11 protein-coding genes and 1 pseudogene are annotated in these 26,144 nt (G+C 67.7%); 9 read left to right on the top strand and 3 right to left on the bottom strand.

What is annotated here, in order from left to right; translation table 11 throughout:
• Positions 1-43: 43 nt before the first annotated feature.
• The 7 genes and pseudogenes from PXH83_RS11875 to PXH83_RS32735 all read left to right on the top strand — a co-directional run.
• Positions 44-1,876, top strand: a complete 1,833-nt coding sequence (locus tag PXH83_RS11875; protein WP_274559622.1) for a S1 family peptidase — start codon at positions 44-46, stop codon at positions 1,874-1,876.
• Entirely contained in the window at positions 1,873-4,302 is a 2,430-nt protein-coding gene (locus tag PXH83_RS11880) for a serine/threonine-protein kinase (protein ID WP_274559624.1), read from the top strand. Before PXH83_RS11875 ends, PXH83_RS11880 begins: the two co-directional genes overlap by 4 nt.
• Positions 4,299-5,642 (top strand): VWA domain-containing protein, encoded by a 1,344-nt coding sequence (locus PXH83_RS11885; RefSeq protein WP_274559626.1) that lies wholly within the window; start codon positions 4,299-4,301, stop codon positions 5,640-5,642. The genes PXH83_RS11880 and PXH83_RS11885 overlap by 4 nt, the downstream gene beginning before the upstream one ends.
• Complete coding sequence (locus tag PXH83_RS11890) at positions 5,639-6,688, top strand: hypothetical protein (protein WP_274559628.1); 1,050 nt, start codon at positions 5,639-5,641, stop codon at positions 6,686-6,688. The genes PXH83_RS11885 and PXH83_RS11890 overlap by 4 nt, the downstream gene beginning before the upstream one ends.
• The gene (locus PXH83_RS11895; protein WP_274559630.1) at positions 6,685-7,938 is read left to right on the top strand and encodes an extracellular solute-binding protein; all 1,254 of its coding nucleotides are present in this window, start codon (positions 6,685-6,687) and stop codon (positions 7,936-7,938) included. The genes PXH83_RS11890 and PXH83_RS11895 overlap by 4 nt, the downstream gene beginning before the upstream one ends.
• Before the next feature lie 99 nt (positions 7,939-8,037).
• The gene (locus PXH83_RS11900; RefSeq protein WP_274559633.1) at positions 8,038-8,964 is read left to right on the top strand and encodes a hypothetical protein; all 927 of its coding nucleotides are present in this window, start codon (positions 8,038-8,040) and stop codon (positions 8,962-8,964) included.
• Positions 8,961-10,207 (top strand): annotated as a pseudogene (locus tag PXH83_RS32735) (tyrosine-type recombinase/integrase); the annotation flags it as partial. The gene PXH83_RS11900 and the pseudogene PXH83_RS32735, both read left to right, overlap by 4 nt.
• 585 nt (positions 10,208-10,792) lie before the next feature.
• Here PXH83_RS32735 and PXH83_RS11910 read toward each other — a convergent pair.
• Together PXH83_RS11910 and PXH83_RS11915 are read right to left on the bottom strand one after the other, a co-directional pair.
• Positions 10,793-17,527, bottom strand: a complete 6,735-nt coding sequence (locus PXH83_RS11910; protein ID WP_274562789.1) for a polymorphic toxin-type HINT domain-containing protein — start codon at positions 17,525-17,527, stop codon at positions 10,793-10,795.
• Positions 17,528-17,727: 200 nt separating this feature from the next.
• Positions 17,728-21,981 carry a LamG-like jellyroll fold domain-containing protein gene (locus tag PXH83_RS11915; RefSeq protein WP_274559635.1) on the bottom strand — a complete coding sequence of 1,418 codons (4,254 nt, stop codon included), beginning with the start codon at positions 21,979-21,981 and terminating at the stop codon, positions 17,728-17,730.
• A gap of 478 nt (positions 21,982-22,459) precedes the next feature.
• Between PXH83_RS11915 and PXH83_RS11920 the strand changes: the two genes are divergently transcribed.
• Together PXH83_RS11920 and PXH83_RS11925 are read left to right on the top strand one after the other, a co-directional pair.
• Entirely contained in the window at positions 22,460-22,684 is a 225-nt protein-coding gene (locus tag PXH83_RS11920) for a hypothetical protein (protein ID WP_274559637.1), read from the top strand.
• 133 nt (positions 22,685-22,817) lie between these two features.
• On the top strand, positions 22,818-24,464 hold the full coding sequence (locus PXH83_RS11925; protein WP_274559639.1) for a transposase: 1,647 nt from the start codon (positions 22,818-22,820) through the stop codon (positions 24,462-24,464).
• 129 nt (positions 24,465-24,593) lie between these two features.
• Here PXH83_RS11925 and PXH83_RS11930 read toward each other — a convergent pair whose 3' ends face one another.
• A complete protein-coding gene (locus PXH83_RS11930) occupies positions 24,594-26,021 on the bottom strand; it encodes a glycosyltransferase family 39 protein (RefSeq protein ID WP_274559641.1) in 1,428 nt (475 codons plus the stop codon).
• Positions 26,022-26,144: the final 123 nt, after the last annotated feature.

Raw genomic sequence — 26,144 nt, forward strand, 5'->3', positions numbered from 1 at the left:
GCCGAGGCCCCATTGTCACCCCCCGCGACTATGCTGGTACACCATGGGGGCGTCGATCAAAGAGACCAACTTCCGTACTGACCAAGAGACTTGGCGCGTCCGGCTGCGCACTGCCGACCGCCGTGCGCAGGTCCTCGGAGCAGGCGTGCTGCTCGGCGACGGACTGGTGCTGACCTGCGCCCACGTCATCCGGATCTCCGGGACCGACGGCCACTGGCCGGCCGTGACCGTCGAGTTTCCCGGAATCGGCGGCGGCGAGAGCGGGCTGCGCGCGACCGTCGTGCCAGGCCACTGGGTGCCCCGCGCCGACGACCACAGCGGTGATCTCGCGCTGCTTCGGCTGGACGGGCCGCCGCCCGTCGCCACGCACGCCACCCTCCACCGGCTGCCGACCATTTGGAATCGCCGCGTCCACTTCGCCGGGTATCCGTCCGGCATCACCGGCGGCAAGTGGGCCGAGGCGCTCATCAAGGGGCCGGGAGGGCCCGGCGACGAATGGGTGCAGATCGATCCGGCCACCGAGGCCGACACCCTCATGCGGCGCTTCAGCGGCGCCGGAGTCGTCGACAACCGCACCGGCCGCGTCATCGGGATCGTCGTCAGCAAGCTCGACTCCGAGCGCGAGGGCGCGCACTACCGGCACGGTTACATGATCCCGACCGGGACCGTCGTCAAGCACCTCGACCTCGTGCGCGAGCGCTGCGTCAGCGGTCGGCCCCCGGTCCCCGCCGCCTTCACCGCCGACCCCACCGCCCCGGCCCCCGACCGGGGTTTCGCCCGCTGGCTCACGCGTTGGCTCGCGGGCGAGGACGACATGGCCGACGTCGAGATCACTTTCGTAAGGGAAGAGGATCACGACGCCGCGCTCACGCTGCGCACCACGCTCACCCTTGCCGACCGCGAGCGGTCCCCCCGTACGTCCACCGCCACGCCCGGTCGCGACAGGTCCAGCGGCGTGCCGCGCGCCGGCAGCCTCGACCTGGCCGTCGACGTCAGCGGCAAGACCCGCGCCCAGGTCGCCCAGGAGATCGCCGAGGGCATGGGCCTGGACGGGCCGGGACCCCAGCCGATGCCTGCGCGCATCGCGGCCGACGCCCTGCCGCTGACCGCCGTGGCGCGCGGGGTGGACGAGGCCGTTCAGCCGCTGGAGACCGTGGAGTTGCTGCACACACTCGTGCGGCGCGGGGGGCGGCTGCTGCTCGTCTTCCGCCGCCTCGACTCCCCCGCCCTGCGCCGTACGTACGAGCTCCTCGACCAGGGGCGTGCCGAGCGCTGGCTGGATCGGATCGGCCGCCGCATCGGCGCTCTCGCCCATACGGAAGAACGCGTACGGGACCTCCGACGGCGCGCGGCGTCCATCGTCTCCCCGCTGCCGCCGCCCCCGCACTACGCCCAGGACCTGGAGCTCAAGGCGGTGCGGCTGGAGGCCGACCCCGGGCGGGGCACGGCGGGCTACCTCGCGAAGCTGTCGTACGTCGAAAGGACCGTGGAAACCGCCCTGTCGGAGGCGGAAGACAGTCACCGGCTCCTGACCCGCCGGCTCGCCCGCCACCAGGAGCTGCGCGGCCTTCTCGACGGCCACCAGGCACGCCTCGCCGACCACGGCCTCGCCGAGGCGGCGGCCTCGCTGCACCACGAGGCGCAGCGGCTGCTGACCGGCGGACCGTGCGATCCGGCGGTGGCGGAGGCGGCGGTCGAGCGGTTCGTACGGGCGGCCAGGAAGGCGCTCGATCAGGTCGGCCAGCTCGGTCAACTCGGTCATCCCGGTCAACTCGGTCAACTCGGCCAGCCCGGCCAGCCCGGCCAGCCCGGCCAGCCCGGCCAACTCGGTCAGCTCGGTCAGCTCGGTCAAGGGGAGACGGAGGGGAAGCCATGAGGGCGTGTCCGCACCCCGGGTGCACCGGGCAGGTCACCGAGACCGGGTTCTGCGATCTCACCGGCCTGCCCGTCGACGACGACGTAGCCACGGAGAAGACGGGCGGAGGGAAGGGTGAAAGGGGGCAGCAACAAGGGGGGCGCTCCCGCCCCCAGCAGTTCGACGTGTCCTCCGGCGGCGACCGCCTCATGGACCTGCCCCTCGTCGACGTCCCCGACCCCGCCCTCCTCGTCGAGCCCGTCCAGGACCAGCCCGCCTCCCACGTCATGCGCTGCGGTAACCCCGACTGCACCGAGCTCATCGGCGGCATGACAACAGAGGGCCGCTGCTCCTGCGGTACGCCGTACGCGCTCCAGCCCCAGCTGACCGGCGACGACGTACTCGCCGACCAGTACCGGGTAATCGGGCCCATCGCCCACGGCGGCCTCGGCTGGGTCTATCTCGCCAAGGACACCCAGCTCCACAACCGCCCGGTGGCCCTCAAGGGCCTGCGCAATCCGCACAGCGAGGTGGCCCGCGAGGTCGCGCTGCGCGAGCGGCGGCACCTCACCGACCTCAACCACAAGGACATCATCCGGGTCATCAACTACGCGACGCACCGCCCGTCCGGCACGGACTACATCGTGATGGAGTTCGCCGGCGGGATGGCGCTGCACCAGATTGCGGAGCGCATCGCGCGCGACGAGGAGCCGTTCGCCGGGATGCGGGTGCACGAGTTCGTCGTCAGTTACGGGATCCGGATTCTCGACGCGCTCGGCTATCTGCACACGCACGAGCGCAAGGTGTACGGCGACATGAAGCCGGACAACGTCATGCACTGCGGCGACGGAATCAAGATCATCGACGTGGGCGGGGTACGGGAGTTCGGCGCCCCCGGCCCGTACACCGACCACTACAAGGGCCCTGAGGTCGAGCGGGACGGCCGGGCGTACCCCCAGTCCGACCTCTACAGCGTCGGCAGGACCCTCCAGGAGCTGTCCGACGCCGCCCGCCACCCCGCCCCCGGGCTCGGCGCGGAGTCGCTGCGCCGGGCGCTGGCGCGGGCGACCGCCGGCGAGCCCAGAAAGCGGTTCGCGACGGCCGCCGAAATGTCGCTGCAACTGCGCGGTGTGATCCGCGAGTTACGGTCCCTCCGGCTCGGCACGGAGACCTTCGAGCCGTCCCGCCTCTTCGAACCGGCGTCGGCCGCCCTCGACGGCGGCCTCGGCCAGGCCCCCGCCCTGGACTGCTGGGCGTACGGCATCCACCGCCTTCCACTGAACGCCGCACGCCCTGCCCCCGACGCCGTAGCGGCGGGCCTGCCGGTCCCCAAGACGGACCCGGACGACCCCAACGCGGCCTCCCTGAGCCGGATTTCGTACGACGCCCCCGGCCTGCAGCAACTTCTCGCGGACTGGCCGCCGTCCGCCGAGCTCCACCTGCTGCGGTGCCGCCTGCACCTCGACCTCGCCCGCCGGGCCACGGGAGGACGCACCGGCCGCCGGGACGACGCCCGCTCCGAGCTCGGCCGCGCCCGCGACCTCCTCGGCACCATGGCCGAACACGACTGGCGCATCAACTGGCACGCGGGCCTGCTGCACCTCGCCGACGACCGGATCGCCGACGCGCGGAAGGAGTTCGACACCGTTTACGACGCGCTTCCCGGCGAGTACGCCCCCAAACTCGCCCTCGGCTACTGCTACGAACGGCTCGGCCGGCCCGACCGCGCCAGGCTCTTCTACGAGGCGGTGTGGCTGCGCAACCACTCCATGGGCAGCGCCGCCTTCGGTCTCGCCCGGATCCATCTCGCCCGGGAGGAGCGCGACAAGGCGCTGGCCATCCTGGAGCACGTACCGAAGGACTCGCGGCACCGCACGGCCGCGCGGACCGCGATCGTACGGATCCTTGCGGGCCGGCGGCCGCCGCGCGGTGCGCCGCCGCCGCTGGAGTCCATCGTCGCCGCACTCGCCCAAGTCGTGCGCCTGGGCGAGGAAGAAGGTTTGACGGACCGTCATGCCCTCCTGCGGCTGGAGACGCACATCCGGGAAGTGGTCCTCGACTGGGTCTGCGCGTCAGGGCCGGGCGGCGCGGACGGGCAGGCAGAGCGTCGGCTGGCACAGCTCAGCGAACGGATACAGGACGAGCACCTCACCGAGAACCGGCTGCGCAGGCGCCTGGAGGAGTCGTACCGGTCCCTCTCCGAACAGGCCGGTGACGCGCGGGCGCACGCACTGCTCGATCTGGCCAACGGGATACGGCCACTGCGGTGGACACACAAGGAGCACACATGGCTCGGAGCGGCGCAGAAGATGCGGAACACGTGGAAGGCCCCTCAAACGCAGGAGCAGGCGCCGGGCCGAGCGCGGGAGCGAGCGCAAGGGCAAGCGCAGGAGGGGACACGGGAGGGAGCGCAGGAGCAACCGCGGGAGCCGTCACCCTCGAAGTGAGCCAGCAGCCCTACGTCTCCGCCGAGCGCGGCGCCGAGGGCGGGACGCGCATGTGCGCAGTGGTGACCGTCACGGTGGCCCTGGGGCCGGGCGGGCCGGGAGCGCCCGCCCCCGCGTCGCCCGCCAGGGCCGAGGTCCTGCTCCTCGACTGCTCCGCGTCGATGGGCTACCCGCGCGACAAGCTCTGGGCCGCCCAGGACGCGGCGGCGGAAGCGGTACGTGCGCTGCCCGACGGCACGTACTTCGCGATCGTCGCAGGACGCCACACCGCCGAGCTGGTGTACCCCACGCCGTCGCAGTCCCTCGCCCGCGCCGACGCGACCACCCGCGAGGAGGCCCTGGAGGCCGTCGCCCGCCTCGTCCCCAGCGGCGGCACCGCCATCGGCAGCTGGCTCGCGCTCGCCCGCGAGCTGTTCGGCCACGAGCCGCTCGGCCAGCGCCCCGGGGCCGCGGTCCGGCACGCCCTGCTCCTCAGCGACGGCCGCAACGAGCACGAGGAGCGCAACGCGCTCGAAGCCGAACTGGCCGCCTGCGCAGGCACATTCACCTGCGACACCCGTGGCATCGGCGAGGACTGGGACCCCGACGAACTGCAACTGGTCGCCGACAGCCTGAACGGCCGCGCCGACGCCGTACGCGACCTCGACGAACTCCCCGGCGAGTTCCGCGCCGTAACCGCCGAGTCGGCCGCCCGCACCCTCACCGGTCTGCGCCTGCGCCTCACCCACCGCCCCGGCAGCGCCCCGCTGACCGTCCAGCAGGTCCACCCCACGCGCCGCGACCTCCTCCGGGAAGCGGTGACGACGGGCGAACGGTGCCTGGAATTCCGTACGCCGCCGTGGGGCGAGGAGACCCGGGAGTACCTGGTGTGCGTGGCCGCCGCCCGTACGCCGCAGGAGCCGGTCGACCGGGCGCTGTGGCTGGCCGACCTGAAGGTGGTCCAGGAACCGGACGCGGAGGCCCCGCATCCCCACCTCCCGCCCGCCAGACCCGTGCTGGTCCGCTGGACGCGCCATCACGACCTCTACAGCCAGTACGACCCCAAGGTGGCGCACTACGCCCACCACGACGCCCTCGTGCGCGGCCTCGAAGAGGGCCGCGCCGCCCACCGCGCGGGCGATGTGCCGCGCGCACTCGCGGCGTGGGGCGAGGCCGTGCGCCGCGCCCACGCCATGGGCAACCAGCCCATGCTGCAGCGCCTCGGCGACGTCGTGCGCATCATCGACGCGGAGACGGGCGAGGTGGAGGTATGCCCCGACATCAGGCCCCTCGACATCAATTCGGCGATGGTCCTGCGGGCGCACAGCACAATGCTGCCACCGCCGAGGAGCCCCAAGTGAGCCGTGCATTACGTCACTTCTGGAGCTCGGCCACCGGCGACAACGGCATCAGCACCGTCGACTACCTGCGCCGTCAGCTCCTGTGGCTGCTCGCCCTCACCGCGATCGGCGGCGCGGCGCTCTTCGGCGCGTACGACGTCGTGCACCGCGACACCGCCGCGATCCGCGACCGTACGGGACCCGCAGTCGTCGAACTGGCCAGGGCGCACACCCTGCTCCGGCAGGCCCACGCGACGGCGGAGGAGCACATCGTCTACCTCACGAAGAACCGGGACCGGCCCGACATTCTCAGCCTCGGCGAGGAGTACGGCAGCCTGCTCACCGAGGCGAGACAGAGCCTCGACCGGGCGCAGCGCACCGGCGCCCTGGACCGGGGCGACCGGCAGACGCTGCGCATCGTGTCCGGGCTCGTCGACGGGTACGCGAACCGGATCGACGGGGCCTGGAAGCAGTACGGCAAGCCCGAGTTGAGCCGCGCCAACCTCTCGTACGCGAAGACGATGATGTACGCCGAGAAGTCCGGCGTACTCGACCGGATCACCAAGCTGCAGAAGAGGCAGAGCGCCGCGCTCGACCGGCACGAGGACTGGGGCACAGCGCCGCTGCTGGCCTGGCCGGCCGCGATAACCGCCTGCCTGCTGCTCGGCGTACGGCTGGTGGGCACGCAGGTCTTCCTGCGGCGGCGCTTCCGGCTGCGGCTGAGCATCCCGCTGGCCGCGGTGACGCTGTTGCTGGCCGCGGTGCCGGTGCTCGCGTTCGGAACGTGGCAGGCCCATGCGTGCCAGGCGGCGGTGCAGGACGTCGTCGGACTGCTGGAGCCTGCCGGGAAGGCGGCGGCCCCGGCACTGTCCCGGCAGGACACGATCGACGAGGTCGAGGCGAGGATGGCCGAGGCCGTGCGGGAGAGGGACGCCGGGACGTGGGCCCGGGTCACGGCGTTCATTCCGCCGGCGGGCCTGCTGATCGGAGGAGTCATCGCGTGGACGCTCCAGTCGCACCTGGCCGAGTACGCCGTCCCGCGCACGAGGGGTGGCGTACGCCGATGAAACGCACCGCAGGTGTTGTCCGTACGGTCGTCGCCCTGTGCCTGCTGGCCGGTCTCGCCCTCTCGGCCTCCGGCTGCGCGGAGGAGCCGAAGCCGAGTGTGAGCGTGCTGGGGCCGTGGACCGGTGACGAGGAGGAGAGCTTCGAGAAGGTGCTGAACGAGTTCCGCAAGACGGGTGTGGACGTCGACTACGAGGGCACCACTTCCCTGCGCGAAACCCTGGTCGCCCAGGTGCAGGCCGGGTCGCCGCCCGACATCGCCGTACTGAACAGCGTCGGCGAACTCACCGAGTACGCGCACGACGGCGAGCTGATCCCGCTCCCGGACGCGATACGCGAACGCTCGCCGGCGCCCTGGGCGCCCGAACTGACCGTGGGCGGACGCAAGAACACGTACTGGACGCCGGTCAAGGTCGACCTCAAGAGCGTGGTCTGGCACTACACGGACCGATCCGCGGGGAAGGGCGCGTGGTGCCTCGGCATGGGCTCGGGCGCGACGTCCGGCTGGCCGGGCACCGACTGGATCGAGGACATCCTGCTCCAGCGCTCCGGCCCCGCGGTGTACGAGCAGTGGGCGACGGGCGAGCTGTCCTGGGAGAGCGAGGAAGTGCGCGACGCGTGGGAGACGTGGGGCCGCATCATCACCGCCGAGGGCGGCCGGGCCGGGGCGGCGGCCCTGCGCAACGGCTTCGAGGGCAACGACGGCAAGGGCCTGCTGAAGCGGAAGGGTGAGTGCGTGCGCGAGCACCAAGGCAGCTTCGCCCGACGGCTGTACGACCAGGACGTCCGCTTCACGCCGAGCGCGAAGGCGGTCGGGGGTCTGGCCAACGAGCGGGGCGCGTACGAGGTGTCCGGGGACATGGCGGCGATGTTCCGCGACAGCGGGAGCGCGCGGGAGCTGCTCACGTTCCTCACGGGGGACGCGGCGCGCGAGACATGGGCGGGCATGGACGAGCGCAGCCGGCCGTTCTTCCCTGTGTCGGTGGGGCCGTACGGCGATGCCTGGGCCAACCGCGCTGTCGACCGTGCGCTGACGGGCGCGAGGCGGCTGTGCCTGGATGCGTCGGATGTGATGCCGACGGGGGTGCGGGGGGCGTTCTACCGGGCGGTACTGGAATTCCTCACGGCGCCGGGGGACGAGGAGCTCCTGACGGGGCTGCTGGATCAGCTGGAGCACGAGGCGACGCGGCAGAGGGAGCGGGGGGCGGGGCACGTGCCGTCTGTTTGCGCGGCGCCGGCGGGGGGCGAGTAGGGGAACCGCGCCTGCGGACTAAGGCGGGGGGCGGCGCGGCACCTGCCATAGGATCCCGCAGAGATCAGTGATCATTCGATCCAACGAGGGGGAACTTCTATGTCCTTTGACCGAATCAGCCGCCGCGGTTTGCTGACCGCCACTGCGGGCGCGGGGGCCGCAGTGATCGCCGGCTCGGCGGCGGGAGCAGCCTCGGCTGCCGAGGTTCCGCCGCCGAGCCCGTACCACACCAGGCTTCCACACCAGATAGAGGCGGAGTCGCTGATCGACTACCTGCGGATGCGTCCCTGGAGCGACGGCGCCAACCGCTACAAGACGGCAGGAGAATTCCCCGACGAGAACTCCTCGGTCGTCTGGGGCGCGCCCGGCCACCCGGAGCAGTTCTCGGCGTTCGCACAGTGCTCGTCGTTCATCACCCTGGTCCTGCAGCGGGCCTACGGCACCGGGACGGCGTACGGATGGGCAACCAAGGAGTACTTCAGCCAGCACTTCAATACCGAGGCCGGCAAGCTCTACCCGACGGCCGAAAAGTTCCGTGAGGGCTTCGCGAACGCTGCGAACGTCCCCCATTTCACGGCGGTCACCAAGCCGGTCAACCTGCGTCCCGGAGACCTCGTCGCCCTGGACTACGACGCGGTCACCACCAGCGAGCCGTACACCGGACACATCGTGATGATCCGGGAACGCAAGGGGACATGGAGCTCGCCGGTGGACAGCGAGGTCGGCACCGATGTCGTCCCCTACGTCTTTGACATCATCGACTGCACCAGCAACCCGCACGGCAACCCCGCCGCCTCCGAGACCGCCGAGGCCACCTACCGCGGCTTCCCCGACACCCGCATCGAGGAGACACCCGGCGGGACTCCTGAGTGGACCGAGCACAACGGCGTCGGCTACGGCCACATGGTGTTCTACGGGGACGGCACCACGAACCTCTTCGCCGGCTACCGCTGGGGCGTCAACTCCTCCACCGTCCACAAGGTCACCGCACGCCCGATCGCTGCGGCCCGCGTCTACCTCGGCTGACTCCGGCTGATCACCGTCGCCCCCAAGCGGAAAGCCCGTTCGAACGCGAAGGCGCCATCTATCAGCGCAAGGACGGATGCTGGGAGCCGTCAGCTACGTGCTCGCCGCCGATGGCAGCCGCAAACGCGTCCGCGTCTACGGCACCACCCGCAAGAACGTCGCCGACAAACTCGCCGAGAAGATCAGCGACAGCAACCGCAGCCCGCCTGTGGCGATGGCCGACAGTACGGTGGGCATGTACGTCGCGTACTGGCTGAACAGCGTCGCTATCCACCGGCTGCGGGAGAACACCCACGCCCGCTACGCCGCTTCTATCCGCCTCCACCTCAATCCCGGCCTCGGCGCCAAGAAGCTCGCCCGGCTCACCGCCCGCGACGTGCGCACCTTCCTCGACGGGCTCGGCACCACCTGCCAGTGCTGCGCCCAGGAACGGGACTCGGTTCGGCGGTCCTGCTGCACCATCGGCCAGTGCTGCGCAAAGCGGCTGTCGCCGCTGACCGTGACGTATGTCCACGCGGTCCTCAAGTCCGCCCTGGAACACGCGCTCCGCGAGGACGAACTGCCGCGCAATGTCGCCCGGAACGTCAAGACCACCGCGCCTCGCCCCAGACGATTCCAGCCCCTCACCGCACCCGAGGCCCGGCAGTTCCTCCGGAAGGCCAACGGCGACCGGCTCCATGCCCTGCACGAATTCGCTCTGCGCACCGGACTCCGCAAAGGCGAACTCCTCGGCCTCCACCGGGAAGACCTCGACGGCGGCACCGCCAGCATCCACCGCTCCCTCCAGCCACCCGCACCGGCAGCCTGACCATCCTGCCCACCAAGACCCGCGCCTCCGAACGACGCATCGCCCTCCCCACTGGATGCACCAACTCCCTCAAGCTCCACCGGGAACGACAGCAGGAAGAACGTCAAGCCGCCTGCACCGGCTGGATGGAATACAGCCTCGTTTTCACCGCCCCCACTCGACCCCACCCGCCGCTTCCGCAGCCTCCTCCACCGCGCTGGGCTCCGGATGATCCGCTTCCACGACCTACGCCACTCCACCGCCACCCTGCTCCTGGAGCAAGGCGTCGACCTCGTCGTGATCAAGGAACTCCTCGGCCACGCCCACATCGGCGTCACCACCGGCGTCTACGCCCACGTCCGACTCCGCCTCCAACATCAAGCCATCAACACCCTGGGCGACGCCCTCGGCACGGACAACGACGCCACTCACGACCCACCCGCCACAGCGGCCGTCCTTGACGTTGCCGTCACCGTTGCCGTCAAGGACCTCAGAAGCCCCACCGAACACGCTCGGTGGGGCTTCATCGGCGGTGTTGGAACTCCCAGTTGCCCGGAGCTACCGAGAGCTAAACGCCATTCGCTCGAGAACCCATGCGGGCCAAGGCGAACTCCGCACAGTCCTTCCGTGAGCCTTTCGGCTAGGTCACTTAAAGATCATACGGGTAGAGCTGAATTTCGGGAGCCCGGAAAGAAATGAGATCCTCCACGGGAAGCTCCGACCTTCGGTTTGGGATTTCAATAAGGAGGATGTCCGACCCTACCCTGATCTCTACGACCGAATCATCGCCATCGTCGAATCTGACTACTACGCCCGTAATGAGGGCGGCAGACTCCGCCCCGGCGACCTCCGATATGGAGGTAACGCCCGGAGGGACTGCTGTCCACCCTGCGACCTCTTCCGGAACCTCGATCTCGACATCGAATTGACCCACCTCGGCGGGATTCGACCCCATCCAGCGGCCAGACGCGATGCCAGACTCGCACCTGAAACGCACGATCCCTTGCGAAGGGGATAGGACCTGCAGAACTTCCACTCTCATCATTTCACCCCCAAGGGAACTCGTTGCATTGTGTTGCCGACAGTCCATGCGTTTGTGACGGAGTTCCAATCCCATGTCTCCATGTGGAAATGGAACTTCGTAGGCTTGCTGTTCATCTCGTGATCCCCCATCCGGATGCTGCGGCGCCCATTAGAAGATACGAGACGGTTGGGATCTACCTGCCCGGTCCGCGGGTGAATATTTGTGTACGGACCAGGCCCCAAGAAATCACTCCACGCCTTATCAGCCTGAGAAGGCTTGAGGGGCTTGGGGGCTGTGACCTCCGGCAGGTTGTTGACTGTTTCAGGGGGCGGACAATTTGAATTGTGAACGAGTACCGCCGTGCTACCCGCGAGCACATAGTACGTGTGCAGGCCCTCGATGGTGAGGTTGTAGGTGCGGGTGCGGTCTTCGTACTGGCGGGTTTGGATGACCTTGACTGTGCGACCGTCGTCGGTGCGCAGGGTCATTCCGGGCTTGAGGTCGCCAGCCTCAACCCAGTCATGTGCGGAGACGGACCAGAACGGATGCTCGTAGGTGGCAGTGAGTTTCTCGTTGCCATCCGGAGTGGAGATCGTCAGTTCGGTGAAGCGCTTGTCATCGTCGGTAACGATGGTGGCGGCTACTTCACGTTCGCTGGTTTCACCGGTTTTCGGATCAGTTGCGAGGACCTCGTCACCGGTTTTTATATCTTCGATGGCCTTGGTCTTGCCATCGGCCATGAGAACGCCGGTTCCTGCGAGGAAGCACTTGCACTTCCTAAGGATTTTGCCGACGATTTTGCCTATCTTGGCTGCCTTCAGGATGGGGAGATCGGTGGCTGCCCAAGCACAGCTTTCGCCATGCCGTTCACTGAGGCATTTTCTCCACGCCTCGGTGTCTGGCAAGACCACGCGAATTACAATCTCCGTGAACAAGCCCGATTTGGGGCAGGTTATTTTAAATCCTCTACCGTGCGTGCATGTCTTTGGCGTTTCAGGAGCGGGGACACTGGCTTTGACCTCTACGCTAATCCCCGCGGATTTGCCGTTGCCGTTGCCGCCTCGGTTGCCGTTTCCGTTTCCGCCTCCGTTGCCGTTTCCGTTGTCGCTGTCTCCCTTGCCGCTGTCTCCCTTGCCGCGTTTGCGCGGTCCGCGCGTAGTGTCTCGCGGGTCCCTGCCACCGCCGGGCTCGTACAAACCGGTGGGGTCGCTGTAGGTGAGCGGACTGTTGTAGGCGTAGGCGTACCCGTTGATCTGCTGCGGCTCAACGACATCCATGATCGGGTCCACGGAAATGAACCGGCCGATGGCGGCGTCGTATTCACGGGCGCCAAGGTGGATGAGGCCGGTGGTCGTGGTGTCATCTGTACCGCCGACGAAGCTCTTTGTGCCGGGCCAGGTTGCGGCGGGGGCGCCGCGGGCCTCTCCGAAGGGGAGGGTGCGGCGCTGGGTCATGGCGAGATCGGCGGCTTTGACGGCGATCTGGCCGGTGCCGTTGTGGTCGGCGATGGTGAAGGTGGTGCTGCCGTCGTCGGCCTGGACGGCTTGGTGGCCGTTTCCGAGGTCGATGTAACGGGTGGCTTTGGCTTTGGTGGCTCCCTTGGGGAGAACAAGCTCCGTGTGGCCGAGATACAGCGTGGTTTCGTCGTTTGTACGAGCTATCAGGCGGTTGCCGTCGGCGTCATACAGGTACTCGGTGACCTCGGTGGTGCCGCCTTCGACCGGCTTGGTGACCTTGGCCAGGTGGCCCTCGGTGTCCCAGTCGAGGGTCTGAGTGTCCCCGTCGACCATGCGGGTGCGGGTGTTACCGGCCTCGTCGTACGTGTAGGCGGTCTTCACCGTGCCGCTGGGCCCGACCTGGTTTACCTCCCCGAGGGTGTGGGCCTGCGGGGCTCCAGGGGCGGGGTAGGTGTAGTCGCGCTTGGTGTCCTTGGTGTTGTCGCCGGCGGTGTCGTGCAGAGTCTCGGTCTGGCGGTTGCCGGTCTTGTCGTAGGTGTAGGAATGCCAGTACGGCGCTACACCACCGGTCGCGCTGCCGGAAGGGCCCGTCGAGCAGGTGGTGTCTGCCTCGGTCCAGGCTTCGGTCATGCGGCGCAGGTAGTCGTAGGTGAAGCACTGGTTGTCGGTGCCGGAGCGGGAGACGTCTGCGACGGACAGGATGTTGCCGGCCTGGTCGTAGCGGTACGTCTGGTTGCGGTCGACGCCGTTGACGCCTTCGCGGTCCACGCGTGAGGCGGAGAGGCGCTGGGTGCCCCACTCGTAGTCGTTGGTGACCTGCGTTATTTTCGCGCCGGCGGCGGTGGAGGCGAGTGTGTGCTGCAGCGGCTTGCCGGTCAGCGAGTAGCTGGTGTTGGTTTCGAATCCGTCGCCCAGGAGGGAGACGGGCCGCAATGTCTCGTCGTAGCCGTACGCGTATGAGCCGCCGGCCAGCGAGCCGGCTGCCGAGAAGGAGACGCCTGCTACCAGGCCGGAGGGCTTGTAGGAAGTGCCGGTCTGGTAGGTCCCCGCGAGGGCCGTGCCTTCCGAGGCCGGGATTTCCACGGCGGTGCGCTGCGGTCGGTAGAGGGGGTCGTACTGGGTGATGCGTGTGGTGTAGGCGTCGGTGCCCACGTATCGAGTACTTGAGGCGAGTTGGCCCTTGGCGCCTGTGACGGTGTCGTAGGTCCATGCGGCCCGCAGGGTGCCGGTGGCGCTGTTCTCGCGGAGCTGGGTCTTACGGCCCAGGCCGTCGTAGGCGTGGTGCAGGACCTTCTTGTACCCGTCAGCGTCCGACACGAGCTTGCCGTGGTCAGTGGTGGTGACGAGTTGCCCGCGGTCGTCGTACGTGCTCTTGGTGGTGCCCCGGTCGGGATCAACGACCTCGGTCTTGTGGCCAAGCAGGTCGTAGGCGTACTTCCACCTGTTGCCCGCCGGGTCAGTGATCTGGGAGAGCTTGCCTGCGGGTGTGTAGGTGTAGGTGGTGGAGTCGTAGGCGGCGGTGGTGCTGCGGGAGTGGTGCTGGCGCAGTTCTGTGGCCTGCCCGCGTGCGTCGGTGAGGGTTGTGGTGGCTGTGCCGCCCTGTGGTGGGATGACCGTGGTCCGGTCGCCGTCGTAGAGGGTCTGGGTGATGCCGAGGACGGTGCCGCCGTCGCCGTTGCCGGCGATTTGCCTGGCTTCCGTTTCGCGTCCCAGCCCGTCGTAGGCGTGACGGCTTTGGGTCTCCACGCTCAGGGCGTTTTCGGGGGCGAAGAGGTCCCGGCTTGGTGCGCCCGTTGTGTAGTAGGAGGCGAAGGTCTTGGCGACCTGGCCGCGCTCGTCGTAGAAGGTGTCGGTCAGCAGGCGTCCGCTGTCGGGGCCCACGTCCTGGGTCTGGCGCGGGCGCAGCAGTCCGTCGTAGATGGTGTACGAGGCAATCTGGGCACCGCTGTTGTTCAGGGTCTGAGTGCGTACGGCGACTTCCTTGCCTTCTTCGATGAAGTAGTCGAAGGCATAGGAGGGAGTCAGAGAGGTAGCGCGGTTGGGCAACCAGACCTTGGCGGAGCGGCCGAGCGCGTCGTAGGTGAGGGTGGTGACCCGATTGTTGGTGTCGGTCTTGGTGGTGGGCTGGCCGCGCAGGGGGTCCAGGGCGAGCACCGTCGTCTGAGCGGTGGTGCTGTCCGCGGAGTCGGCGGGCGGAGTGGTCGAGGTGACCGTGGTGGGGAAGCCCGTGGTGGGGCTGTAGGTGGTGGTCTTCGTGCGGCCGTCGGTGCGCGCGGCGCGTACCGCGGCGGCTGTGCCAGTGACGGTGACGTTGGCGGTGAGGTCGGTGCTGGTCAGCTCGCGGCCGTAGCCGTCGAAGGTGGTGCCGGCCTCCAGGTAGGTGGCGGTCGTGCCGTCGTGCTTCTTCAGCGTGGCGGTCGCGGTCTCGTCACCCTTGGTGGGGGCGGCTCCGTAGGCGAGGCCGTCGTAAGCGCTGCGGACGTCGGAGATGACGTCGGTTGCACGGTTGGGTGTGGTGTTGTCGCAGTCCGTCGCAAGGGTTTCGACCTGCGAGGGCAGGACGAGGATCGCTGAAGCGGCGGGGTACGTGGTGAGGGTGCACTGGTTGTCGTCTGCCGTGGAGGTGTCACCGCGGTCGTCGAGTTCGGTGATGCGTCCGGCGACGGTGTCGTATGTGGTCGACTTGGTGGTCGTGCGCCACTTGGTGCCCGCGCCGTTGTCCAGAGACGTGTACGCGGTGGAGTTGGCGGTGCCGGTGAAGTTGGCGGTCACCGTGCCCCAGGAGCGGACCTTCTTGGCTGTCTCGTGGTGCCAGGGCCGCTCAATGGTCTTGGAGAGGATGTTCCCGCCGGGGCCGGAGTAGTCGACCGTCTTGTAGACGAATCCGGCAGCGGCTGGATTGTCGGTAATTGACTCACCCTCGCCCGTTTCGAGCGCGACGGTGACGGACTTGGTGGTGTCACCGGAGGCGTCCTTGCGGTCGCCGTCCATGCCGCGCAGGAAATAGGTGTCCTGCTGCGTCTTCATGGCGGCGTCTCCTCCCTGGCCGCCGGTCTTGACCCGTACCTGGCCGTAGCCACGCCATTGGGACCAGGTCTTGTGCTTTTCCTTGGTCATGCCGTCGTCATCGTCGTAGTGCCATGCCCCGCCGCCCAGGTACGAGTAGGCGGTCACGGCGTCTGGAGCGCGCCCGGTGCGGTCGGTGGCGGTGACGGAATCGACGACGTACTTGTTGAACCAGTGCCGCTCCGGGGCCTCGGTGTCACTGCCGCCGAGCATCTGCGGGAAGCAGCGGGTGGTGTTGGTCTCCGGAGTGGGCAGTGCCGTAGCACTGCATGCGGGGGCGGAGTAGTTGACATCGGTCTGGCCGCCGTGCTCGTCGGCGATGGTGGACAGCCGGGCCTTGATGAAGGGGGCGTAGCCGTCGCCGGTGGTGTCCATCCGGTTGGCCAGCTGCGTGTACGCGAGCGTGGTCTTCGGCAGCGTGATCGGCGTGGCTGCGGTGTGGCCGGTGCGTTGGATGGAGTCCAGCAGCAACTGGTAGTCGATGTCTGCCTGGCCCCAGCGGTGGGCCAGCGCCCAGGAGTCGACCTTGGCGTGGGTGCCGTCGGCCTGCAGGACCTGGGTGGTAATGCTGGTCAGCCGTTTGCGGGTCCAGAAGCTGGGGGCCAGGCGCCCCTGATCGCAGTCCGTGCCGGCAGTGCAGTTCATGTCCCACGGCGTGTCGTACCAATAAAACGAGTCCGTGCCGATCGAGGCACAGTCCGTCTGGCTGTTGGGAATGCACCGCTCGGAGCTTGTGAAGTCCACCTTGGCCAATGGCTTGGTGCCGTACATGGAACTGGACTTCAGGCCGTACTCGATGCGGTCGAGGTAGCCGCCTCGGGTGTAGGGGGTGTCGTCGGTGGCCTTGAGATTGCGGCCGTAGTGGTTGGTCTCTTTGTTGTAGTAGTAGGACATGGCGTTGCCGTGCGTGTCGACTGCGTAGTCGAGGTTCCAGCGCCAGGCCTGCTGACACCAGGACTCGGCGAATGTGGCGCCGTGACACTTCTCGCCGTCATCATCGCCGTAGACGGGAACGGTCCAGGTGGAGTCAGTGGCTTCCTTGCCATCGACCCAGCCGGGCAAGCGGTGGTAACCAAAGTAGTAACGGGCACCGTCCGGTGCAGTCAGACGCCAGTACTCACCGTCGTTGTCGCCGTTGCCCCGATTAGTCGAGGTCAGGCGGTTGATGAGAGTGCCGTCGTCCTTCTTGAGCTTCCACTCGTTAACCGTGCCGGTGGGGACGAGTTCACCGCCCTTGCCGTTGAAGGTGATGAACGCGTTGTCGTAGCCCCAGCAGAGATCGCCGGGCTTGTTGCCGTCCGCGTTCTCGATACCGTCGTCCGCGCATGGCTTGTAGCGCCGCTCGATGTAGCCGGGCGACAGGTCGAATCCGTCACCGACCCAGGAGGACTGACTGTTGGTACCACCGGTACGCCCGTCGACCGTGCCGGAGGAGTACGCCAGGTTCACCTTCGGAGCCAGGTCACCCGGCACTTCAGGCACCGGAATGTCGTATGCCCAGCCGAAGTCACCAGAGTTGAGTTCGGTGCTCCAGGTCGAGGAGGCGGAAAGGGGCGTTGCCTTGTAGTCGCCCGTCTTTCCGGAGTCATCGGCTACCGCTGCCATGACCGTGGGCCCTGACGCGCTCAGGGAGACCGCCTTGGCGGTCAGCGTCTGCTTCTCTGTGTCGTTGTCCGTCACCACGGGGGTAGCTGTGCGGCACGCCGCCTTGCCCGGCGTGGTGAGCACGCAGGCCGGCAGCTTCACCAGGGTCAGGCGGGAGGCGTAGCCACCGCCGAATGCCTCAGCAAAGGAGGAGTAGTCCACCTGCGTACCGATGGTCCCCTTCGTGCCCTTCTTACGGGACTCGAGGCTGAACAGCAGACCGTCAACCCCTGCCTTCCGGGCTGTACCGCGCGGAAGGACACGTGCCTCGACCTTGCCGCCGGCGGCTGTCTTGGCATGTTTCGTCGACAACGTGTGCAGTCGCACGGGCAGGCTGTCGGCCTTGAACCGGGCGCCAGTCTTCGTCGTCGGTTTGGGCAGTTCGACCACTGCCGTTCCGGCCTTTGGCCAGGCGGCCTTCGGCTTGCGCTGAGGGGTCCGGAGCCCCTTTTGAACCGTGCGAGGAACGATCTTCCCGCTGTCGTGTCCGGCGATGGGCTTCTCTGACTTGGGCAACCCCGGAAGGTTGCTGCCCGCCGTCGCCGTCGGCGCAAGAGCCGTAGCTTGGAGGAGGGTGGCCACCATCACCGTGGAGGCGCCCAGCGCAATTCTGCGCCGCAGCTGCCCACCACGCCGAGGTGGTGATATGCCGTTCATTCCTTGATCAATCCTTTTCGGATCAGCGCTCATCGGCACAGCCGTGAGGAGCATGCACGGGAACATCAACAAACACAGGCGAGCGGTGGGGCGGGCCAAAGTGTTCTGCGCCCGCCCCACCTCTCTGGTCAGTCGCCAGGCACCTTGGTCGGTATGTCGAAGTAGCTGATCGCCAGCTTGTTGACCTGTGCGTCCGTCAGCGCGCCCTGGAATACCCAGGCGTCGTCCACAAGGCCGGGGAAGTACCCACTGGCCCCAGTGCCTGTGCCTGATCGTCCGATCTGGAGCGACGCTGCTTTGAAGGCGAGTGCGTCTTCCGCCCACGGCACCAGGTCCGCGCAAGCCGGGTCGTCGTTCTCGCCGTCACCGTCGCCGTGCGCGCAGGTTTCGGCCAGTACGCCGTTGATGTACAGGCGTGCCTCCTTGGCGAATCCGTCGTAGACCAAGGCCAGATGGTTCCACTGACGCACGTCATAGAACTCAGCGTTGTCTGCCTTAACCACGGCCGCGTCAGTGGCATCCTTGTCCGCCACTGACAGCTGCCAACGACCATGATTCGCCGGGTTCGCGGCGTCAGGCACGAAGTGCACCGCGAAGGCGCTCTTCTTGGTCCCCTCCGCGCTGGCCAATGCCACCGCGTCCGTGGGCATTGCCGCCGCCTGTGCCCAGGCAGTCAGCGTGAAGCTGGCTGATGTATCAACCGGAACGGTGCTGGTCGCGGCATAGTCGCTCGTACCGTCCAGTCGCAGGGACCCAAAGTCGATGTTTGCCGTTTCCGACTTCGAAGCCCCTCCGTACAGCGTGAGCGCATTGCCCGTGCCGGCGGCGTCCGGAGTAGTGACCGGAGCGGTACCGGCCGTCTCCTCGAACTTCCAACGGCTCTTGACCAACGGTCGCTGCTTGAACAGCTGCTGCACCTCGCCGGCCGAAACGGGCCGATCGAAGAGCCTGACGTCGTCGATCTGGCCCGGGAAGTGCGAGCCGGGCTGGCCGCCGTACGAGCCGGCACCGATTTGCACAGCGCCGCCCGCGTACCACGTCGACGACACACTCGTGGTCCCCTCGCGCTTGCCATTCACATAGAGCGTCAGGGTGTTGGCCACGGTGTCATGCACACCCACCAGGTGCACCCATTCCCCGCGCTGTGCGCTCGTGCCGTCATCCTGCATGGCACGGATTGGCGTGGCTTCGGGGCTGTCTGCGGAGTACTGGTTGAAAGACCACCGGTCATAGGCAGCCGAGTAGTACAGCTCGAAACCTGGCTTGTGCGTGCCTGCCTGCGTCGCGATGATCGCCGCATGGCCTGGCTTTGTCTTGGGCAGTTTTGCCCAGGCTGAGACTGCGAAACTACGCAGGTTGTTCACGAGCGGTCGGCCCGTGCTGGCGTAGTCGTCCTGACCGTCGAACGTGACCGCCGCGCCCTCGACACCTGCCGCACCCGTCGTCGGAGTCCCGTAATACTTGGCGGACATCACCTCCGGCGTGCCGGTCAGCGTCGTTGCGGGAGCCTCCTCGTCCATCGGGAAGACCGCACGTGCCGGCCGGGCGGAGATGAGCGATTCCTTTCCGTGCAGTCGCGTCACTTCACCCTGCGCCAGCGGCTTGTCGAAGATCTGCAGTTCGTCGATGGAGCCTGGGAAGAAGCTTCCGGGGTTGCCGCTGTAGGAGCCCGCCCCGATTTGCAGACCGCGCCGGGCGTCCCATGGTGAGTCGTACGTGATGCTGCCGGCCAGTTCACCGTCGACGTAGAGCTTCATCTCGTCGTAAGTCGCGCTGTACGTGCCCACCAGGTGGGTCCATTGGCCGACTGTGGCACCTCCCGCGGACGCCTGCATGACCCGGGTGATCCCAGCATCGGCGGTGTCTGACTGGTACTGGTTGAACGCCCACCGGTCATACGTCTTGGAGTAGTACAGCTCGAACCCCGGCGAGTGATTGCCTGGTTGTGCGGCGATGATTGCCGCGCCGTCAGGAGCCTTGGAGAGCCTGGCCCAAGCCGAGACCGAGAACCCGGTCTCGGTGCTCACCGTGGGAATGTCGGTTTTGGCATAGTCATCAACCCCGTCGAAGGCCACGGCTGCCCCCTTGGCTCCCGGAGCTCTGAGCGTGGGGCCACCTGACAGAGAGGCGGTATACACCCCCGCGTTCCCCTTCGCTTCTGTGGCGCCGGCTCCCTCGTCCAAGGACCAAGCCGCGCGCTCGGGCTGGCCCGCCTTGACCCTGAAGCGGTAGCCGGTAGCTGCCGAACGGTTCCCTGCAGAGTCGAGCGAGGACACGTAGAGCGTGTTCACGCCAACCTTGGGTGGCAGCATCCGCAGTGTCTTGGCGGCACCGCTCGTCGTGGTGATGGTGTTGTTGGAACTGGGACTGACGTTGAGGCCGTACCAGTACTTGGTGACCTGCGTATCGTTGGCCTTGATCTCGAACGTCCCGTACTTGCCCATCCCGTCCAACCACGGGTCGTCCGGGTCCTCCGTCTTTGAGGCGGGATACTCGTTCGAGAAGATCGTCGGCGACCTCGGAGCCTTGGTGTCGTAGTAGAAGTAACAGCCTGTCGGATCGCCTGCATACGACCACGGCGAGTACTGTGCTCCGTCATATGTGCGGACGTGCCAGTTGACCTCCTTGTTCTCCGGGATCGACGACGGCAGGCTGACCGAGAAGTCGGAGCCGGAGCTCTTCGTCGTGGTCAAGAAAGGCTTCCCCGCCGGGGGCCACACTCCACCGTCCCATGTCGCCTGGAACTGTACTGACACCCTGTCGCCATCGGGGTCGGTGATGTTGTTGGCGTAGATCTCGCCCAGACTGCGGGTGCGCTCAGCGCTCCCTGGCTTCTTGCACTCGTCGCCATACTCCATGCTCAGCTGCGACATCTTGACTTGCGAGGGGGGCCGGTTGTACTTCACGCGCAGAAATGCCTTGTCCGAGAAGCGCTTCCAGCCGTAGGCGTCCGACTCGCTGGAGGCCCGCAACCCAAAAGTCATTGACGGGTCCTTGGCGTTGGCAGCAGCCTGCACCGCCGACTTCACTGAGAACTCTGCGTCCTTGGCCTCGCAGCGTTCGTCGAAACCGTGGGCGAATGACGTCGACGCCAGCTCCTTGACCCAGAACCCGGACGCGTTCTGGGAGTTCCAGGTGGTCGATGTCGAGATGTCTTCCGTCTGCCACAGCTCCACCCCCCGGCTTTCGCACGAGGCGGACCAAGTGTTACGCACCACGAACTCAGCTGACAAAATGCTCTTACCAGCGAACTTTGAGACGGGGATCTGATAGAAGACCCGCTTGGTGTCATGCGGCGCGCAGTACGACCAGCCGCAGTAGCCCACGCCTTCGGTTGATTTGCCGTTGAACTTCCACTGCGGGGACGAGGCCCAGTATTTCGAGGCCATGGTCCACGATGTCGCCCGCGGCGAGTACCACTGCGGGTCGATGAACACCGGGTACACGGTGTCCTTGCCCTTCAGTACCTCTGTGTCCGGGGTCAGGACCAGTTCGTCCCCGCCCGCCGGGATCTCTACGCCGACCGGTGCGAGCTGCCCCGACTCCCCCGCGCCAGGCTCCCCACGCGACTCGCCGTCACTGGCCGCCGCCACGGTCCGAGCGGCCAGGGTCTGGGCGGCCAGGGTCTGGGCGGCCGGGGCGCTCTCACCCTCGCTCGAGTCCCACATCACAGGCGTCGACGCTTCGAATACCGCGCCTTTCGCGCCCGCGTCCATCGCCTGCAGGCCACCCTCGGAAGTCTCCTTGACCTCCATCCCGTGAGCAGCCAGCTTCAGGCGCAGCTTTGCCAGTTCACTGCTCGCTGCTGCCTTCGCATTCTTGACGACGAGGAGCTGGGAGAAGCCGTCCGGCGACGCGGTCAGCCGCAGGTCTACTCCCGGAAGGACATGGGCATAGGTCGCCGTGTCCCCTTCAAGCGTCGGCTTGGGCAGCGCCTTCGGCCAGGTCATCTCCATTTCACGGCCGGCCTTCTCCAGGCGCACCATCGGCCCAGCACCACCACCGGAGAATGCCACTCCCACAGTGGCCGCCTTAGGAGCAACCATTCCACCGGCGACAACGGCCAGATCCGTGTCGACCGGCTTCCACGCGCCGCCCACACGCGCCCACACCGGGCGTAGATACTCCCGCGCTTCCAGATCTCCACCCGGAGTCGCGAAGACCTCGCTGGTCTCGCCGCGCAGCGATGCGACCTCCACGGCCTTACCAGATCGCCTGGCTTCTGCGAAGGCCTCCGCCTCCGAATGAGGCGCCGTCGACGCCTCGGCTTCATCGGCTGCTTCTGCGCGCGGGGCGGCCGAAGCCGCCGCGACTGCGCCGGTAGCGGGCAACAGGCTGACCAACAGCGCCGAGCCGAGCGCAAGACCCCCCGCCCTGCCCACGCAACGCACACTTCCCCACAACCCAAACACGGTCCCCCCACAGTTCACTCATTGATGTGCGGCGAACGTAACTACGTGCGCGCACATATCCACAACTCGTATAAGGGGCGAATGAAGGCCAAGATCCAGGAAACATAGTGGCGCTCGCCACATACAGAATGGTTGTGCGAGTTCAAGCGGCGACTAAGCGTCGCTTGAGTCTCGAAACGATCACGCGAAGGCATTGAGTGCATGGCAGACAACTAGGCGCCTACCGACCACTTCACGCCCCTGTCCTGCATGTTTCTGCCGACTACCAGGCCGGAAGTCCGAAAGCGAGCCACTCGGGGCGCGAGCACCCGCGCGTCGCGAAGCACCTACAAGCGACGGTCGCTGATCGGCCAAACCCGGCGCGGCCCATTCACTCTGCGCTACCGAACGGATAACTTCCGTGAGGTTGACCGGTCGTTGGCTCGTGAGGAGACCTCGGGTGAATCGAATGCGCACTGTCCTGGCCGCACTTGGTGCCGTCGCGGTGATCGCGACAGGCCCTGTCGCGTCCGCCGCGCCGCTCGCCGTGGCGGACGAGGCCCGCAAGCTGCGGCCCGCGCCGTGCACCGGCCAGTTCCAGGGGGACGCGCGGCTGGGGCCCGAGCGGCTGCCGAGGAAGTGGGAGAAGCCAGTGGGGCCGCTGGTCAAGGGGTATGGAACTGCTGCTGGTTGAGTGGCTAGGAGTGTGCGTAAGGGCGCATGAGTGTGTCCTCGGTCGTGGTGTAGGAACGCGCATAAGCGGCGGGGATCGGATTGTCAGTGGTGGCCGGTAGGTTCGGGGTGTTGATCACGAAGGGAGGCGAGCGGTGCAGCGGAACACGAAACGGCAACTGCGTGTAATCGACGCGTCGTTCGTTGCCCTCGGGCCGTCCGGTGTGGCGATACGTGATCGGCTCAAACACCTCACGTCCGAGGACGAGAAGGTGTTGCGTGTGGTCGGCGAACACCTCGGACGCCTCGCATCCCGTGATCTGGCGGCCCGGTGCCGTGACGGTCTGGAACACACCTCGGATACGTGGGCGGCCCGTAAGCAGGGCCTGACCGGCGAGTCGTCCTCGCGGTGGGCGGGCAGTATCACGAAGGCCACCCACGATCAGTGGGCGCTCTCCCGTCGCTGCCAGCTCGCACATATTCAGTCTCTTGAGGCCGGTGCGCGCACGCTGTTGCACCGTCTGTCCCAGCCGATCGGCGAGAAAGGTTCGAAGCGGGCCCCGGGCGGCTACCGGTCGAAGCGCGAGTGGTTCCAGAAGTCGCGTCGCCTGCACACGCTGGAACACCGTCTCGACGTCGCCCGCGCCGATCGGGAGGCAGGCGTCGTGCACGTCGTGCGCGGCGGCCGGAAGTTGCTCAACAACCGGCACAACCTCGAAGCCGCGCAGCTCACCGAGACCGAGTGGCGGGCACGGTGGGAGGCGGGGCGGTGGTTCCTCGCCGCTGACGGCGAGTCCGGGAAGCATTTCGGGAACGAGACGATCCGCGTCAGCCCCGACGGCGAGGTCAGCATCAAGCTTCCCGCGCCGCTCGCGGATCTGGCTAACGCCAGGCACGGCCGGTACGTCCTCGCCTCGAAGGTGCAGTTCAAGCACCGGGGTCAGGAGTGGGCCGACCGCATCGACGCCAACCGGGCTGTCGCCTACCGCGTCCACCTGGATGTGGAGCGCGGGCGCTGGTACCTCACCGCTTCGTGGCAGCGCCCCACGGTGAAGACCATCCCGCTTGATACCGCACGGGCCAAGGGCATGATCGGCGTCGACACGAACGCCGACCACTTCGCCGCCTACCGCCTCGACGTGCACGGCAACCCGGTCGGCGACCCCAAGAGCTTCTTCTACGACCTGTCCGGGTCGGCCCAGCACCGGGACGCGCAGATCCGGCACGCCATCACCCGTCTCCTGCACTGGGCGAAGCGCTGCGGCGTCGCCGCGATCGCGATTGAGGACCTGGACTTCACCGCCGAGAAGACCCGCGAGAAGCACGGCCGCAGGAAGCGGTTCCGTCAGCTCATCTCCGGTATCCCCACCGGCAAGCTCAAAGCCCGGCTCGTGTCGATGGCCGCCGAGATGGACCTGTCCATCGTGGCCGTCGACCCGGCCTACACCTCGATGTGGGGCGACCAGCACTGGCGCAAGCCGCTGGCCACCGGTCGCCGCAAGATGTCCCGTCACGATGCCGCTGGTATCGCGATCGGGCGACGCGCACTCGGGCACCCGATCCGGCGACGGACGGCACCGCCCCAGCATCACCAGAGTGATGGTGCTGGGCATCGGACCGTCCAGGCCGGACCGGAGACGCGAGGACGCGAGGAAACCCGCCCACCCGTCACGGAACGTGCACACGATGCACGTACCCAAGCGGGGACCACCGGAACGCGGGAGACCAGTCGGATATCCAAAACCGTTCGGGATGTCCGCAGTGACCAGGTATGGGTACAAGACTCACTCCTGGTCACTTAATTGGAACGGTGGGAGACCGGCGTGTACGAGCGGGGCGCGTACCACGTCGGTCTGCGGCATCTCAGTGAGGCCGATGCGTGCGCGCATCTGCTGCGGCTGCTGACGGGGTGACTGGGGGACTGGGTGACTTCAACCGGCCGCGCAGTGACCGGGGCGCGCGTAGACCGTGATCCGCGCCCCGGTGACCTCCTTGCTGCTGCACTCCTCGAAGTGCTCCCGCAGCGTCGTGCGCTTCATGACCTCCTGCTCCGTCGTGTCGACCGGATCCCCCTCGGGATCGCCGAGTACGACGATGCGGTCGGAGGCCAGCATGCGTGCACGTATGTGCGCCGCCGGGATCTCCTCGCCGTACAGCGAGTCGGAGGTGTCCACCGCCCGGGCCAGGGCAAGGTCGCGGTAGTCCCTGTACGCCGCCGGCTGGGCGAGGGTCCATACGCGCCGCCTTGACGGCGTGAAGAGCAGACCGTCGCCGGGCTCCGCCGCTTCCCGCACCGCCTGCGTCACGGCGGTGGCGTCGTCCACGCGGCTCTCCGGGCTCCGCAGATGCGCGCCCACGGCCAGTACGGGCACCAGGACCGCCGCCAGCGCCAGGCACCATGCCCACGCCCACCGCCCGCTGTGCGACCGGACGGCCCGGTCCAGGGCCGCGCCCGTCAGCAGCGCGAACCCTATGACGTAATAGAGGACGTAGCGGTCTACGTACATCGGCTTGAGCTGGGAGGCCAGCAGCAGGACGACCGTGGGCAGGATCAGCATCGGAACGGCGAGCGTCCGCAGCCCGATCGGCCCGTTCGTAGGCACCGGGGTGGTGCGCGCGCACCACAGCCCCACGACCGCCAGCGCCACAAAGCTCAGCAGCTGCACGGGGTCGGGCCACATTATCCAGCGGATCTGCTCCGACTGGCCCATGCTGAAGACGGCGAGCGGCGCGAGCCCGGCGACGACGCAGGCGGCGGCCACGGTCCAGGCCCGCTTGACCGGGCGCGGCACGTCGGAGAGCAGCATGGTCGCGCCGTGCGCCGTCAGCATCAGTACGGCGAACTCGTGGAGCAGACAGGCAGTCAGCGCGGCGGCCGTGTAGGCGACCCAGAGCCCTCTGGTGGGCCGGGTCGCTGCGCACACCAGGAGGTAGGTGGCCCAGGTGACGATCGCGCACACCAGCGCGTACGAGCGGCCCTCCTGCGCGTACTGCTGCACGGCGGGGATGAGCGGGAAGACCAGCCCGGCGAACACGCCCGCGCGCTCCCCCGCGAACCGGTGGCCGAGCAGCCCGATGCCGGCGGCGGCCGCGGCCGTTGCCAGTACGGACGGGAGCCGCAGCGTGGTCACGTCCCCGCCGAAGACGGCGAACAGGCCGTGCATGAAGAGGTAGTAGACGCCGTGCACGGCGTCGAAGTTCTGGAGCGTGTGCCACAGCTCGGGCAGGGTGCGGTGCGCCATGTCGTACGTCACGACTTCGTCCCGCCAGACACTGCCCTGCCTGCGGATGCCCCACAGCCCGAACAGGAGCGTCACCGTCAGGGGGACCAGTGCCGCTGTGGTCCGCGACTTCCACACAGGGCGTTCGGCGTCGACGGCCGGCGAAACCTTCAGCGCGGTACTTATGGCGGACTCCCTGTGAGGGGGCAGATATGTGCACACGTCACGGAGCGCCGCGCCGGGCGCTCCACACTAACGGGC

The sequence above is a fragment of the Streptomyces spiramyceticus genome (genome assembly GCF_028807635.1).
Taxonomy (GTDB): Bacteria; Actinomycetota; Actinomycetes; order Streptomycetales; family Streptomycetaceae; genus Streptomyces; species Streptomyces spiramyceticus.